This is a genomic window from Streptomyces sp. NBC_00572, from assembly GCF_026341815.1.
Taxonomy (GTDB): Bacteria; Actinomycetota; Actinomycetes; order Streptomycetales; family Streptomycetaceae; genus Streptomyces.
Map to the genome: position 1 here is coordinate 6,472,601 of NZ_JAPENX010000001.1, position 13,500 is coordinate 6,486,100.

Sequence of the window (13,500 nt, forward strand, 5' to 3'; positions counted from 1 at the left end):
GATACGGTGTCACCGCACCACGGATGGCCGCCGGGAGCCGCGACGCGCAGGGCGGCGCCGCCCCGGCACAGCGAGAGAGGGCCCCACCGCATGGCCGCCACCCCGCCACCCCCCGGCAGCCCGGCCTGGTGGGCCGCCCGCCCGGCCCCCGCCTCTGCCGCGCCCCGGCGGGGTCGGCCCTCGCTCGACACCGCGGACATCGTCACCGCGGCCCTGCGCCTGGTCGACGAGCACGGCACCCAGGCGTTCTCCCTGCGCATGCTCGCCGAGGCCCTCAACTCCGGTACGGCCACCCTCTACCGGCACTTCGACGGCAAGGACGAGATCCTGGCGTACGTCGTCGACCGCGTCCTGGGCGAGGTCGACCTCGACGCGCTCGCAGGCTCCGCCGACTGGCGCGAGGCGCTCACGGTGACGGCCCATCGGTTCCACGACACCCTGCGCCGCCATCCGAACACCCTGCCGCTGCTCATGGCGTACGTCCCCGTCGGCCCCCACGGACTCGCCCGACGCGAACGCGTCCTGGCGACCCTGCTGACGCACGGCCTGCCGGCCGACCTGGCCGCCCGCGCCTTCACCGCCGTCACGCACTACGTCATCGGCTTCACAGCCCAGCAGTACGGACCTGCCGCCGCCCCCGACCACGGCGCCGAACTCGCCGCCTTCTACGGTGGCCTCGACCCGGCCTCCTACCCCGCCCTCCTCCAGGCCGCCCGGTCCCTCACCTCCGTGGCCGTCGCGGAGGAGTTCGACTTCGGCCTCACCCTCCTCGTACAGGGCCTCACGCACCTCGCCCCGGCCTAGGGGGTGTCTTGTCGATCAGCCGCCGCGGAGGCCCCACTCGTCGAGGCCGCCGTACACATGGGCTTCGAGGCACTGAGGTGCGTCAAGGCCGACGGCCTCGCCGCGATAGACGGCGATGCCCGGAGAATCTCCGGCAGGCCTCGCCGCGGACGCCCGGACCACCATCAGGTGATCCGGAGTGGACCGCTCAGCCGGCTTCCCCGGCGGGGCGCTCCGTGCCGGCGCACTTCTTCTCGTGCCGTCGCGCTCGCCGTTGCCGCCATCGTTTGGTGCACCAGCTGACGGCCACGGTGGCCAGGAACTCGGCCAGGAACACCAGGGCCACTCCGAGACCGGCGAGGACCAGCATGAGCCAGCCCCAGTCGTCGTGCCAGAGCCACTTGATGAGGCCCGCGACCGCAACGGCGCCCATGACGGCGACGCCGTACGACACGATGGCCGTCCACACCGTCCACTGCAGGATCGCGGCGGGGTCCTTGGTGACCCGCCACCACCAGAGCCATCGTCCAGGCAGGCCGGCGAGCCGGGACGGCCATGGCCAGTGCACCGGGGGCACCTTGCGGCCGAACCCCCGCCAGAACATGGTCCGGCCCGCTTCCGCCCAGGGCCCGTGGATCGGGGAGCCCTTGCCCACCAGGATGCTGAGCACCGCTTCGAGGATCCTTCCCGCGGTGTGCCGTCCCTGGCCGGTCTTCAGATAGTCGGTGAACAGCTGTTTGTCGTCCGGCTCGGAGAGCTCGTCGAGGTTGCGGCTCATCCGCTCCCTGCCGATCTCGCCTGCGAGGATGGCCTCGTGCAGCTCCAGTTCGAGGGAGCGGCGCTCCTGGTGGCCCGCGACGAACAGGCGCAGCAGGTGGTGCGCTCCGTCGAGCCGCCCCCACGTGAAGTCGGACTCGCGCCAGAGCGGGTCGACGAACGCTCCGAAGTGGTCGAGGCGGACCCCGTACAGCTTGCGCTCGCCGAGGGGCGCGTACTTGTCCAGGGGGAAGACCGGACTGTGCGCGTCAGGGCCCAGCCGCAGGAACTCGAACTGGGACGTGTGCTCCACCAACTCCTCGGGTGAGGAGAAGGACTCTGCGACCACTTCGGCGACGAGGCAGGCTTTGAGAACGGACCGCCGGCGCTCTTCGTCCGGCCGCTCCGGATCCTTGCCGGGGCCGGCCGTCGCCCTCGCGTAGGCGTCGAGGGCCGCCTCGACCTGCTCGCCGAGGACACGGTCCAGGCCGAGTTCCTGGTAGATCGAGTTCATCGTGGCGAGCGGACCTCGGTCGGCCCCCTTCCTCCTGGCGGGATCGCCTCCGGCCGTGGCGGCGTTGCGCAGCAGCCCGAAGACGCGGTCGATCACGGCGTGCACGTCCCTGACACAGGTGCTGAGTTCCTCCAGGCCCCCGGCGAGACGGTGGTCCTCCAGCTGCCGTTCCTGTGCCTCCTCCTGGGTGGGGTCGCAGGGGGGCGCGGTCCCCTCACCCCTCGTCGCCTTCAGTCGATGTTCGAGGTCCGCCACGAGTGTCCACAACAGTCGCTCCACACCGTGGACGCCCCACTCCCAGGGGCTGGGGCTCGGCTCGCGCAGCGCCAGCGCGGACGCCGGCACCCATCCCTTCGGCGGTGCGCCGGTTTCGAGGATGACCTCGGCCTTCTCGTGCGGGATGCCGATCAGGGGCCTGACCCCGCGTCCCTCTTCCCGTAGTTGCCGGATCTTCCACACGGCGGCGACGATGCGGCTGTGCCGGTACTCGGTGAAGAGGTGCTCGGCGACGGTGAGCAGGGTTGCGCGCTGGGCCTCCCCCTTCTCGGGGTCGAGCTGTCGCTCGAAGAGATCCTGGTGGCGGGTGTGGGAGTGTCTGCCCATGCGCTCGCGAAGCTCGGTCGTGCCGGTGCGGAAGTCCGCCTCGCGTGGGTAGTTGATGGCCGTGCCGAGGACCGACGGCCATTCGGTGGCCCGCGGGGGCCGGTTCTCGACATGCCGCTGGGCGACGCCGGACGAGGGCACCACGAAGACGAGGACTCGCCGCACCGGGCCGTCGACGTGCCGGTCCGAGATCGCTTCGAGCACCGGCCCGAAGGGAGCGTTGTTGAGCAGGCCCCCGTCGACGATCCAACTGGCCCGGTCCCGGCCGCGACTCGGGATCTGGGGGTGGGGCCGGACACGCTGTTCCAGCAGGGGCGACTCGTCGACGGGTGCGAAGGCCAGCGGGAATCCGGCTGAGGCGCGGGCCGCCAGGCTGAGTCGGTCAAGAACCTTGTCGTCCAGGAAGTCCCTGCGGCCCTGGGGCTCTGTCTTCCAGATCTCGCACGGGGCACTGGCCTTGCGGAAGACGACCGCGTCCGGGTCGTGCTGGAACTTGTAGATCCTGCGGTGGTCGGCCACGTCGAAGCGGCCGCCGAAGCCGTCCTGGAAATCCTCGGGCAGGCCGTCGAGCGCTGTCGCGGTGACGAAGAGCGTCACCGGCTCGGCGTCGCGCTCGCTCCCGTCCATGCCGTGCAGGATGTCGCTGATGGTCTCGTGGAAGAACCGGCCGTCGAGGACACTGTTGTGCGGCGGGTTCCTCAGTAGTTTGTCGTCCGTGAGTGCTGCCGCGTTGCGCCACGTCCTGCGCAGATTCGGCAGTGCTGTTCCCCGACCGATCGCGGCAGCGAGCAGGGAGCCGTTGAGGCCGCCGGCCGATGTGCCCGCGATGACGTCGACGAGGACATGTGTGTTCGCCTCGCGGACGACACGTTCCCAGAGCTCGAAGACGGGCCGGTCGCTCGGGTCGACGTGTTCGGGGATGCCCGAATGGACGGCGCGGGAGGCCCGCCGGAGGAGGTCGATCTCGTGCGTCACCCCGCCCATCCAGACGGCCAGGCTCACACCGCCGTTGAGAACGAGGGCAAGACGTGTCTGCTCGAGAGCCGTCATGTCCGCAGAGTATGCATATTCACGCATACGTCGGAGTCATGTCTACGGCGTGTCCGTCGCTCCGGGTCGCCCGGCCGGCGGTATACGCCGGAGTCGGCCCGATCCGGAGTCCCCACTCACGAGACCATGATCGTCCAGGCGCCGACGAGCGAGGCCAGGTACAGCAGGACGCCGAGCGGGAGATGCACCCACGGTGTACGGCCGCGCCGCCAGGCCATCAGCCCGAGCCCTGTGGAGACTGCCGTGGCGACGCCGAGACCGATCCACGGCAGTGCCCACATCGACAGCATTCCGAACGTGGTGCAGACGGGAGCCGGGTTGTCGGTGCCGCAGCTGTCGGTCGCGAAGATCGAGAGGTAGAAGGCGAACATGTCGATCATCAGGCCGCCCCCGGTCAGCACCGCGATCGTCACCAGGTATCCCGTGGGCCACCTGCGCCGGGTGTCGCCCGGGGCGTTCCGCATCCGAGTGCTCATGAGACCTCGTTCCGCTCCGTCTTGTGCCGTGAGAACACGGTAGGAGCGGCGGCCCCGGCCGGGGATGAGCACAGGTACTCATCTCCGGGTGGGTGACGCAACGATCACCGGCCCGACTCGTTGGTCACGCCATGAATAACGTGACCACCACCAGGCGCCGGATCCACATCCTGGCCACCGGACTCGCCGCCCTCGTCCTCGGCGTCACGGGTGCGCAGAGCACCCAGGCCGCCCCCGTCGACCAGGACTGCCCGACGGCGGAGATCTTCGCCACCGACAACACCTCGATCATCACGGACCCGGACGACCCCCGGCTCCGGACCCGTCTGACGCGCTTCGACCACGAGGTGCGGGCGATCATCCGCGCCCACGGTGCGCGGCCGGCCGCCTCGACGCTCCTCGACGGCGTCTTCTGGTCCGACGACCTGAAGCAGGCCACGTACGAGCGGTCCCGGGAGTTCGACGTCAACAGGGTCGGGCGGGACGGTCTCCAGCACATCGCGGGCGTCATCGCCAAGGAGTACGACCAGGAGTCCGTGCTCACCTTCCGCTGTCTGCCGAGGACGTCACCGGAGACCGACGCGGTCGAGATCGAGGTGCCCGGCGTACGGGCGAGCAGCCTGCGCGAGGCGCTGGTGGCCGACCCCGAGGCCCGGGAGAAGCTGGGTGGCGGCTCGGTCACCCTCGACGGCCGCCTCGTCCTGGTCGCCCCGATCGCCGATCTGCCCCTGGCGCGAAAGTTCACGGTGTCGCTCGGCGCCGACTGGAACGAGGCCGAAGTGCGTTACGGCGACCGGGAGTTCGTGAGCTGAACCGGAGGTACGCGCGCGGGGCGCCGCCGGTCCGGCAGACCAGGTCCACCGGACCAGCAGGGCGCCCGCCGGTCCGGCAGACCGGTCCACCGGACCGGTCTGCCGGACCCCGGAGCGACTATCCGGCGTAGGTCTCGAACTCGGCGACGCGGGGCGTGCCGGTCGAGCCGACGATCTCGAAGGTGATCTTCTTCAGTGCTGTGCGGGGGACGGCGATGACACCGGCCCCGCTGCCGGAGGTGAGGACGGCTCCGGTGTCGCCGTTGAGGACCCTCCAGGACCCGATCGCGCCGGCCGAGCCCGCCGCCTCACGGATGGTGATTCCGGAGACGGTCGTGGCGGAGCCCCACTTGATCGACACCGATCCGGTCGCGCCCGCCGGTGACCAGTAGGTGCCGAGGTCGCCGTCCCGCACGTTGCCGTAGCTCGTGCCGTCGGCCTTGCTCGAACCGTCGGAGCCCGCCCCGATGCTGAGGTTGGTTCCGCCGGGCTGGGTGGGTTCGGGCGTGGGGGTGGTGGGGCCGGGCGTGGGAGTGGTCGGCTGGGTGGTGGGGGTGGGTGTGGGGGTCTGCGGTGAGCAGCTGCCGTCCGACACCTGAAGCCCCTTGCCGGCTCCTGCCGTTCGGCTGAGAAGGTTCGGAACGCAGTCGGCGGCGTCGAGGGTGTAGGCGTACGGGATGGCGATGGTGGTGTTGGACTGCGGGTCCGGTCCGGCCGGGTTGTTGTCGGAGCTGCGGGCTGACCAGGTCACGTTGTCGAAGATGTTGCCGCCGACCTGCCAGTACCCGGCGGCGTCCGTGTAGAAGGTGCCCAGGACGTCCTTGGAGTCCTCGAAGTAGTTGTTGTCCACCTTGGCGTGCGCCCCGGCGCGGGAGTTGATGCCGGACTCGTTGATCCGTAGGTAGTGGTTGTTGTACATGTGGGCGGTGCCGCCGCGCAGGAGGGGGGCGCGCGAGTCGATGTTCTCGTACAGGTTGTGGTGGTACGTGATGAAGCTGTTCGACAGCTCGGTCTCGCTCGAACCGACGAGGCCGCCACGGCCGGAGTTGCGCAGGACGCTGTAGGACAAGGTCACGTACTGGGTGTTGTCCTTCATGTCGAAGAGGCCGTCGTAGCCCTCCGATTCGCCGCCCGACGCCTCCAGGGTGGTGTGGTCGACCCAGACGTTGCGGACGTCGCTCTCCATGCCGATGGCGTCACCGCCGTTGGAGATCGGCGAGCCGGACTTCTTGACGTTCCGTACCGTCACGTTCTGGATGATGATGTTGCTGGACTCGCGTATGTGGATACCGAGTTGGTCGAAGACGGCGCCTGCGCCGACCCCGACGAGGGTGACGTTGCTGATCTGCTTGAGCTCGATCACGCCGGCGGCGGTGTTGCAGCTGGTGCCCGAGACCTTCGCGGTGTTGGCGTGGTTGATCGTGCCCTCGACCTCGATGGTGATCGGCGTGCTGCTGCTGGCCCGTGCGCACAGGGCCGCGTGGATCGCGGTTCCCGTGGTGGCCCGCACGGTCTGCCCGCCGGCGCCGCCGGTGGTCCCGCCGTTCTGCGTGGCGTAACCGGTGGGGCCGCCGGTCGCCGCGGATGCCTGGGGCATCGACAGCACCACGCCGGTCGTGGCCGCGAGGGCCAAGGTGGCCAGTGCCGCGTGGAGCCGGAGTGCGACTGGTCGTTTCATGCTCGCCGTCCTTTTCGTCTTCGAACGCTGGGGGTTGTTCCTGCGTGCCGTGCTCGCGCAACGCGGTGCCGCGCTGCGCCCGTGCCGTGCCTGTGGAACGCCGTTCGGTGCAGAAGAAACCGTCCATGGGCAGCCTTCGGCGGGGCGGCCCATGGACGGACAGAAAGCGCTTTCTTTCCGGGAGAATAGGGTGACCCCGGGGGAGTGGCAAGGCTCTGCGCAACACCTCGGCGGGCGCGATGCGCTTGTCGCCGCCGTCTTGATCACGTAGCGTCTTTCGACGTGAACACCGGACCGGCGATTCGACGCCATACACAGACGGGCCATCCGGTGGACGACTGATCGCTCCGTGGGTGCGCGACAAGCACCCCCACGGTTCGGCACGAGGACCCCCGTCAGTGCTCAGGCACTGCGACAAGTCCCCTTTCGTGTCGAATCAACAGCGAGGTCATCCGTATGGCAGTCACCTTCAACCACACCATCATCGCGGCCAAGGACAGCGCCGAGTCGGCGCGCTTCTTCCGGGAGTTGCTGGAACTCCCCGAGGCGCCGTCCTGGGGCCCCTTCGTCAACGTCCAGCTCGCCGACGGCGTGCTGATCCAGTTCGCCGCACCCCCGGTCGAGATCCAGATGCAGCACTACGCCTTCCTCGTCGACGACGAGCTCTTCGAGCGGGCGTACGCGCGGCTCTGCGACCAGGGGATCGAGCACTGGGCCGACCCGCAGATGAAGCGCCCCGGCGAGACGAACACCGAGCACGGCGGCCGGGGGGTCTACTTCAAGGACCCCGCAGGTCACGCGTTCGAGCTGATCACGCGGCCGTACCTGTAGAAGGTCCGGGCGGGTAGAGCCGGTCCATGGCCGGTCGCGGGATCAGTCGAGGAACTCACCGTCGCGGGCCACGACGACACCGCCGTGCACCACCATGTCGCGCCGGGGCATGTCCACGACCACCTGAGGCAGGCACTCGCCCCGGACGAGCACGAAGTCGGCCGGGGAGCCGGCCTTGAAGTCGGCGTGTGCCAGGCCCATCACGTCCGCGCCGCCGTGCGCCGCGACGCTGTAGCAGTCCGTCAGCTCCTCGTCGAGACGTACGTCCGTCACCCAGCCGAGGATGTGCGCGCGGTGCATCATGTCGGCGTTGCCGAACGGGCTCCACGAGTCACGCACGCCGTCGGAACCGAGCCCGACGCGCACCCCGTGCTCGCGCAGTCGCGCGATCGGCAGGACCAGCGAGTCGGACGGCGCGACCGTGGTCAGGGCGATGTCCTGATCACCCAAGTCGGTCGCGATCGAACCGAGTTCACGGTCCGTCAGGCCCGGCAGGCAGAACACGTGGCTGACGGTGACCTTCCCCGCGAGGGAGAGGGCGCGCGTGCGGTCGACGATGCCGCGCATCGCCTTCATGCCCTTCTCGCCGCGATCGTGCAGATGGATGTCCACGCCGACACCGTGTCGGTCCGCGATGCCGAAGACGACGTCGAGCTGCTCGTCGAGAGCGTCGTCGAAACCGATCGGGTCGATGCCGCCGATCATGTCGATGAGCCCCTCGCGCGCCGCCTTCTCAAGGAGCGCGGCCGTACCCGGGGTGCGGATGACACCGTGCTGCGGGAAGGCGACGATCTGGACGTCGAGTGCGTGACGCAGCCGCTCACGGGCCGCCGCCACACCCTCCACCCCGGCCAGACCGTAGGCGGGTGCCACGTCGGCGTGGGCGCGCATGCCGCGGGTGCCCCGGGAGACGGCGTGCGACATCAGCCCGTACGCCCGCTCGACGACCGGTCGCCGCTGGCTGCGGAACAACTCCACGTCCTGCGCGACGTAGTCGGCGATGCCGCTCGCCGGCCGCCGCGACACCCAGGAACCGCCCCAGGTCGTCTTGTCGGGGTGGATGTGCGCGTCCACGAGCGACGGCAGCGCTATCCGGCCGCCCCCGTCGACGACCTTCGCGCCACGGGGCGCCGGGCGGTCCGAGACGCGGCCGTCGACGACCACGAGGTCCACGGCCTTCGCCCTGCCGAACGGACGCACGTTACGGAAGACCACGGTCCTTTCCCGGCGCCCCGAAGCGCCGGAGGGCGTTGCGGCTTGGGCGGCGCCCGGGGCAGCGGTCACGGCTTGCGCGGGCGTGGCGGTCGCGGCAGCGGTGGCCGTAGCACCTGCCAGCGCGGCGGCTCCGGCCAGCATCGTGCGACGGGAGAGGGCGCCGGCGGAGAGCACGGACGGGGACGAGGAGGGGGACGGCGACGAGGAGGAGGACGAGGACGGGGTCGGCTGCATGGGGACTCCTTCGAGGGGACGGTGGTGCGGACGGGGGCGGTGCGGGCCGGACGGGAGTGGAGGCCGGCACGGGGAACCAGGGCAGGGGGCATCGAGCCGCGTGTGGCGCGAGCGGCTCGCAGTGGCGCTCTCCGGCGCAAGGTGGGCAGGCGGAGGGCGGGCAGGCGGAGGGTGGCCCGGTGGCCGCAGCCCGACGGGGCGGGGTGTGGCGGGGCGGGTCGAGCGGGCTTCGTACAGGCCGTGGCCGGTCGTGCGGGTCGTGGCGCAACGCGAGTCGGTGGCCTGTCGGGGTCAAGCCCGACGTCGGCGGCCCGTCGGCGCCAAGCTCGGCCTCGGTGTCACCGCCCCCGACACCCGTTGCGTACGGCCAAGGCTCAGGCCACGCGTACGGCCAAGGCTCAGGCCACAACCCCCGCCCGTACGACTGCAACCGGCTGCTTCAGCACCGTCAGGTCGGCGAGCGGGTCCCCTGCCAGGAGGATCGCGTCGCCCGCGTAGCCGCGGGTGAGGCGGCCCGCCGTACGGTCGATGCCCAGGAGGCGGGCGGCGCCCGTGGTCGCCGTGCGGATCGCGTCCAGGGGCGACAGGCCGGCGGAGTGCATCAGTGCCACCTCGCCGCCGATCGGGTCCACGACGCCGCCCGACGAGTCGGTTCCGGCGGCGAGCGGGACGCCCAGTTCGTGCGCGGTGAGGACCGCGCGCTTCAGGACCGGGAGGTAGGTGCGTCCGCGTTCGGCGAGGATCGGGTCCGAGGACTCCGCCAGGCCGGCGATGGCGGTGAGGGTGGGCGTGAAGTACGTGCCCCTGCGCCGCATTTCGTGCAGGGTGCGCTCGCCGACGAACGTGCCGTGTTCCAGGGAGCGGATGCCCGCCGTCACGGCGTCGTGGCAGCCCCGCTCGCTGTAGCTGTGGCAGAGGACGCCCTTGCCGCGCCGGCGGGCCGCCGCGACGATCTCGGCGAGCTGTTCGCGCGAGTAGACCTGGGCGAGCGGGTCCTGCTCGGGGAGCCCGGCGCGTTCGTTGACCCGGGTCTTGATCACGTCGGCGCCCCGGGCGAGGTTCACCTCCACCACGCGTCGCAGGGCTTCGGCGGAGCGCACACCGTCCTTGAGGCGGGCGAGCGGGGTGAGGTCGGGGTCGGCGAGCACGGTGTCGCCGAGGTTCGGGGTGACGAAGACGCCGGCGGCCTTCAGTCGGGGCGCGAGCGCGGGGCTGTGCCGGGCGAGTTCGCGGACGGCGATGTCCTGGTAGAACGCGGTCGAGCCGCTGCGCGCGCTGGTCACGCCCTTGCGGACGGCGTCCCGGGCCTCGGCGGCGGTGCTGAGGTGGATGTGGGCGTCCACCAGGCCCGGCAGGATCCAGCGGCCGTGGGCGTCGAGGACCTGGACGCCCTGCGGTACGGCGACGTCGCCCCGGCCGCCGGCCGCTCGGACGGTGCCGTCCTCGATGACGACGACGGCGTTCTCGGTGACGTCGCCGGTGGCCGGGTCGAGCAGGGTGCCGCCCTCGATCACGAGGTGGCCCACGCGCGCGGTGCCACCGGAGGCGCGGCGACCCGGGGCGGCTCCGTGGTCACCGACGGCGGCCGCCGCCTGGCCGGCCGCGGCCACCGTGCCGGCGAGGGCGGCCGCTCCGGCGAGGATGCCGCGGCGGGTCAGCTTGCTGGAGGGCGGCGGGGTGGCTTCGACGCACATGGGTGCTCCTTGGGGGAGTGGGCCGACGGCTTCCCCGTTTTGTATACCAAGCTGAAGGTGGCGGACAAGGGTGGTGATCGGCTCATCCGGAAACACCCGTTCCGTACCGTCAATGCGCGCAGGGCAGGTGCGTGATTGCTCGTCTTGGTATACGAATGACTCTCAGGGGCTCTCGGTGTGGTCCCCGAAAAGGGAGCGCAGGGCGACGGCCCTGCTGTCCCGTACGTGCAGCAGTGCGCTCGCCGCCGCCGCCTCCGTGTCCCCCGCGGCGATGTGGCGGTACATCTCGGCGTGCTGGGCCCGCATGTGCGCGGGCTCCTCGCGCAGACCGAAGACCAGCCGCAGCTGCCAGCTCAGCTGTTCCATCGTGCGGGCGAGCAGCGGGTTGCCCGACATGGCCACGAGGCTCTCGTGGAACGCCGTGTGGGCGGCCACCTCGCGGGTCGCCTCGTCCGCGGCTGCGGCCGACTCGGCCTGGTGCAGGGTGGCCTCAAGGGCGGCGAGCCCCTCGGCCGCGCCCGCCGCGCGCGCCCGCGCCGCCAGCCGGGCCGCCTGGACCGTGAGCGGCTCCCACACCTCGTACAGGTGCTCCACATCGATGCGCTCAAGCTGTCGTACGCGCACGCCGCTGTGCGGAAGCAGCTCAAGAAGCCCCTCGGTGACCAGTGCGCGCAGCGCCTCCCGCACCGGTACGCGGGACATGCCCAGCTCCTCGGCGACCTCCCGCTCGACGAGGCGGGCGCCCTGCGCGTACCGCCGGTCGACGATGCGCTGCAGGACGGCCTCACGCGCGCGCGTGCTGAGCGGGGTCGGCGCCGACCCCGGGGCTGACGCCGCTGCCGAGACCGGGGCCGGTGCCGATGCCGGGGTCGCTGCCGAGACCGGTGTCGCCGAGCCGGTCCTGTGTCTGTCCGCCACCTGTTCCGACCTCTTCCGTCGTGCGTTCGGGGTGCCCGGGGCGAGGATACGTCGGGCCGCCGACGGCCACCGGTCAAGCCGTCGGGGTCTGTTGGTCCGCACCGTTCGGGCTCGGCTGTGGTACTGCCTTACAGAGACATCGTCATGTTTGTGATGAATTGCCGCATTGCCGTGAAAGGTGCCATCTGTGTCGCAGGAAGATCAGAGGCCGGACGGTCGCCGAACAGGCGCCGAACGGGGTGGCAGGGAAGGGCTGCCGGTGACGGCGGACCTCCCGGGCCGCCCCGACCACCACCATCGCGCCCGTACCGACCGGGTCGTGTTCGGTGTCACCGCCGTCCTCACCGTGGCGTTCGTCGTCTGGGGTGCCACGGCCACGGACAGCCTGGAGAGCGCGTCGAGCGACCTCCTCGACGGGCTCATCCGCAACGGCGGCTGGGCGTTCATGCTGGCCGCGTCCGGCTTCGTCGTCTTCGCGCTCTGGCTGGCCATCAGTCGCTACGGCCGTATCAAGCTCGGCCAGGAGAGCGAGGGCCCGGAGTTCCGGACGGTGTCATGGATCGCCATGATGTTCAGCGCTGGTATGGGGATCGGCCTGATGTTCTACGGGGTGAGCGAGCCGCTCGCCCACTACGGCACCCCGCCGCCCGGCACCCACCCCGCGGACTCGGCCGAGCGCATGCAGACCGCCATGGCCACCACGCTCTTCCACTGGACGCTCCACCCGTGGGCGATCTACGCGGTCGTCGGCCTCGCCATCGCGTACTCCACGTTCCGGCGGCGGCGCCGGCAGACCATCAGCGCCGTGTTCGTCCCGCTGATCGGCGAGAAGGCGGCGTACGGCGGGCCCGGGCGGGTCATCGACATCCTGGCCATCTTCGCCACGCTGTTCGGCTCCGCCGCCTCGCTCGGGCTGGGCGCGCTCCAGATCGGCAGCGGCTTCGAGGAGCTGGGCTGGATGGAGAAGACCGGCACCGGGCTGCTCGTCGCCATCATCGCCGTACTGACCGTGGCGTTCGTCTTCTCCGCCGTGTCCGGTGTGGAGAAGGGCATCCAGTGGCTCTCCAACATCAACATGGTGCTCGCCGGGGTGCTCGCCCTGTTCGTGTTCATCGTGGGCCCCACCATCATCGTGCTCGATCTGCTGCCCACCTCGATCGCCGCCTACATCGACGACCTGCCGCAGCTGGCCGGCCGTACGGAGGCGACCAGTGGGGCGAACATCCATGACTGGCTGGGTAGTTGGACCGTCTTCTACTGGGCCTGGTGGATTTCCTGGACGCCTTTCGTCGGCATGTTCATCGCCCGGATCAGCCGGGGCCGCACGATCCGCCAGTTCGTCGGCGGCGTCATCCTGGTGCCCAGCACCGTCAGCCTGGTGTGGTTCGCCGTCTTCGGCGGTACGGCGATGAAGCTCAGCGAACAGGGCGACCTGGCGGGCGAGACGACCCCGGAGGGTCAACTCTTCGGCGTGCTGCAGGAGTTCCCGCTCACCGGCACCATGAGCCTGCTCGTGATGATCCTCGTCGGCATCTTCTTCGTGTCCGGCGCGGACGCCGCCTCGATCGTCATGGGCACGCTCTCCCAGCGCGGCGCCTTCGAACCCACCCGCCCCGTGGTGGTGTTCTGGGGCGTGGTGACGGGCGCGGTCGCCGCCATCATGCTCCTCATCGGCGACGGCCAGGGCGACGCCCTCGCGGGCTTGCAGAACCTCACGATCCTGGTGGCGGCACCCTTCGTCCTGGTGATGATCGGGATGTGCGTGGCTCTGATGCGGGACCTCCGCAAGGACCCGCTGATCGTCCGCGGTGAGGTGGGTGTGGAGGTCGTCGAACTCGCCGTGATCGCCGGACACGAGCAGTACGACGGCGACTTCGAGCTGAGGATCGGCCCCGGCACCCAGGACTCCGACGGGCCCTGAGTCACGCGCCGGACG

10 protein-coding genes are annotated in these 13,500 nt (G+C 70.8%); 4 read left to right on the forward strand and 6 right to left on the reverse strand.

The annotated features are described in order from the left end of the window. The first annotated feature begins 90 nt into the window (after nucleotides 1–90). Nucleotides 91–804: a TetR/AcrR family transcriptional regulator gene (locus tag OG514_RS29395; RefSeq protein ID WP_266899995.1), complete on the forward strand. Its 714-nt coding sequence runs from the start codon at nucleotides 91–93 to the stop codon at nucleotides 802–804. Nucleotides 805–991: 187 nt separating this feature from the next. On the opposite strand, the gene OG514_RS29400 is transcribed toward OG514_RS29395, so the two are convergent. Then, nucleotides 992–3,706, reverse strand: a complete 2,715-nt coding sequence (locus OG514_RS29400) for a patatin-like protein (protein WP_266899996.1) — start codon at nucleotides 3,704–3,706, stop codon at nucleotides 992–994. A 116-nt stretch (nucleotides 3,707–3,822) separates the two neighbouring features. Then, nucleotides 3,823–4,182, reverse strand: coding sequence for a hypothetical protein (locus OG514_RS29405; RefSeq protein ID WP_266899997.1), 360 nt, complete (start codon nucleotides 4,180–4,182; stop codon nucleotides 3,823–3,825). Between the two features lie 131 nt (nucleotides 4,183–4,313). On the opposite strand from OG514_RS29405, the gene OG514_RS29410 reads away from it, so the two are divergent. Continuing rightward, on the forward strand, nucleotides 4,314–4,994 hold the full coding sequence (locus OG514_RS29410) for a hypothetical protein (protein WP_266899998.1): 681 nt from the start codon (nucleotides 4,314–4,316) through the stop codon (nucleotides 4,992–4,994). A 118-nt stretch (nucleotides 4,995–5,112) separates the two neighbouring features. On the opposite strand, the gene OG514_RS29415 is transcribed toward OG514_RS29410, so the two are convergent. After that, nucleotides 5,113–6,672, reverse strand: a complete 1,560-nt coding sequence (locus tag OG514_RS29415) for a polysaccharide lyase family 1 protein (RefSeq protein WP_266899999.1) — start codon at nucleotides 6,670–6,672, stop codon at nucleotides 5,113–5,115. 456 nt (nucleotides 6,673–7,128) lie between these two features. Between OG514_RS29415 and OG514_RS29420 the strand changes: the two genes are divergently transcribed. Beyond that, nucleotides 7,129–7,503 carry a VOC family protein gene (locus tag OG514_RS29420; RefSeq protein WP_266900000.1) on the forward strand — a complete coding sequence of 125 codons (375 nt, stop codon included), beginning with the start codon at nucleotides 7,129–7,131 and terminating at the stop codon, nucleotides 7,501–7,503. Between the two features lie 42 nt (nucleotides 7,504–7,545). Here OG514_RS29420 and OG514_RS29425 read toward each other — a convergent pair whose 3' ends face one another. The 3 genes from OG514_RS29425 to OG514_RS29435 all read right to left on the reverse strand — a co-directional run bounded on the left by OG514_RS29425 (nucleotide 7,546) and on the right by OG514_RS29435 (nucleotide 11,564). Beyond that, a complete protein-coding gene (locus tag OG514_RS29425) occupies nucleotides 7,546–8,859 on the reverse strand; it encodes an amidohydrolase (protein ID WP_266901004.1) in 1,314 nt (437 codons plus the stop codon). Nucleotides 8,860–9,350: 491 nt separating this feature from the next. Continuing rightward, a complete protein-coding gene (locus tag OG514_RS29430; RefSeq protein WP_266900001.1) occupies nucleotides 9,351–10,646 on the reverse strand; it encodes an amidohydrolase family protein in 1,296 nt (431 codons plus the stop codon). Nucleotides 10,647–10,808: 162 nt separating this feature from the next. Next, nucleotides 10,809–11,564 carry a GntR family transcriptional regulator gene (locus OG514_RS29435; protein ID WP_266900002.1) on the reverse strand — a complete coding sequence of 252 codons (756 nt, stop codon included), beginning with the start codon at nucleotides 11,562–11,564 and terminating at the stop codon, nucleotides 10,809–10,811. Between the two features lie 259 nt (nucleotides 11,565–11,823). On the opposite strand from OG514_RS29435, the gene OG514_RS29440 reads away from it, so the two are divergent. Beyond that, nucleotides 11,824–13,485 (forward strand): BCCT family transporter, encoded by a 1,662-nt coding sequence (locus OG514_RS29440; RefSeq protein WP_266900003.1) that lies wholly within the window; start codon nucleotides 11,824–11,826, stop codon nucleotides 13,483–13,485. The last annotated feature ends 15 nt before the right edge of the window (nucleotides 13,486–13,500 follow it).

Bases quoted from the DNA above. Each gene is read 5' to 3' on its own strand.
- OG514_RS29395 (WP_266899995.1), top strand. From the start codon at position 91: ATGGCCGCCACCCCGCCACCCCCCGGCAGCCCGGCCTGGTGGGCCGCC.
- OG514_RS29430 (WP_266900001.1), bottom strand. From the start codon at position 10,646: ATGTGCGTCGAAGCCACCCCGCCGCCCTCCAGCAAGCTGACCCGCCGC.
- OG514_RS29425 (WP_266901004.1), bottom strand. From the start codon at position 8,859: ATGCTGGCCGGAGCCGCCGCGCTGGCAGGTGCTACGGCCACCGCTGCC.
- OG514_RS29410 (WP_266899998.1), top strand. From the start codon at position 4,314: ATGAATAACGTGACCACCACCAGGCGCCGGATCCACATCCTGGCCACC.
- OG514_RS29415 (WP_266899999.1), bottom strand. From the start codon at position 6,672: ATGAAACGACCAGTCGCACTCCGGCTCCACGCGGCACTGGCCACCTTG.
- OG514_RS29405 (WP_266899997.1), bottom strand. From the start codon at position 4,182: ATGAGCACTCGGATGCGGAACGCCCCGGGCGACACCCGGCGCAGGTGG.
- OG514_RS29420 (WP_266900000.1), top strand. From the start codon at position 7,129: ATGGCAGTCACCTTCAACCACACCATCATCGCGGCCAAGGACAGCGCC.
- OG514_RS29400 (WP_266899996.1), bottom strand. From the start codon at position 3,706: ATGACGGCTCTCGAGCAGACACGTCTTGCCCTCGTTCTCAACGGCGGT.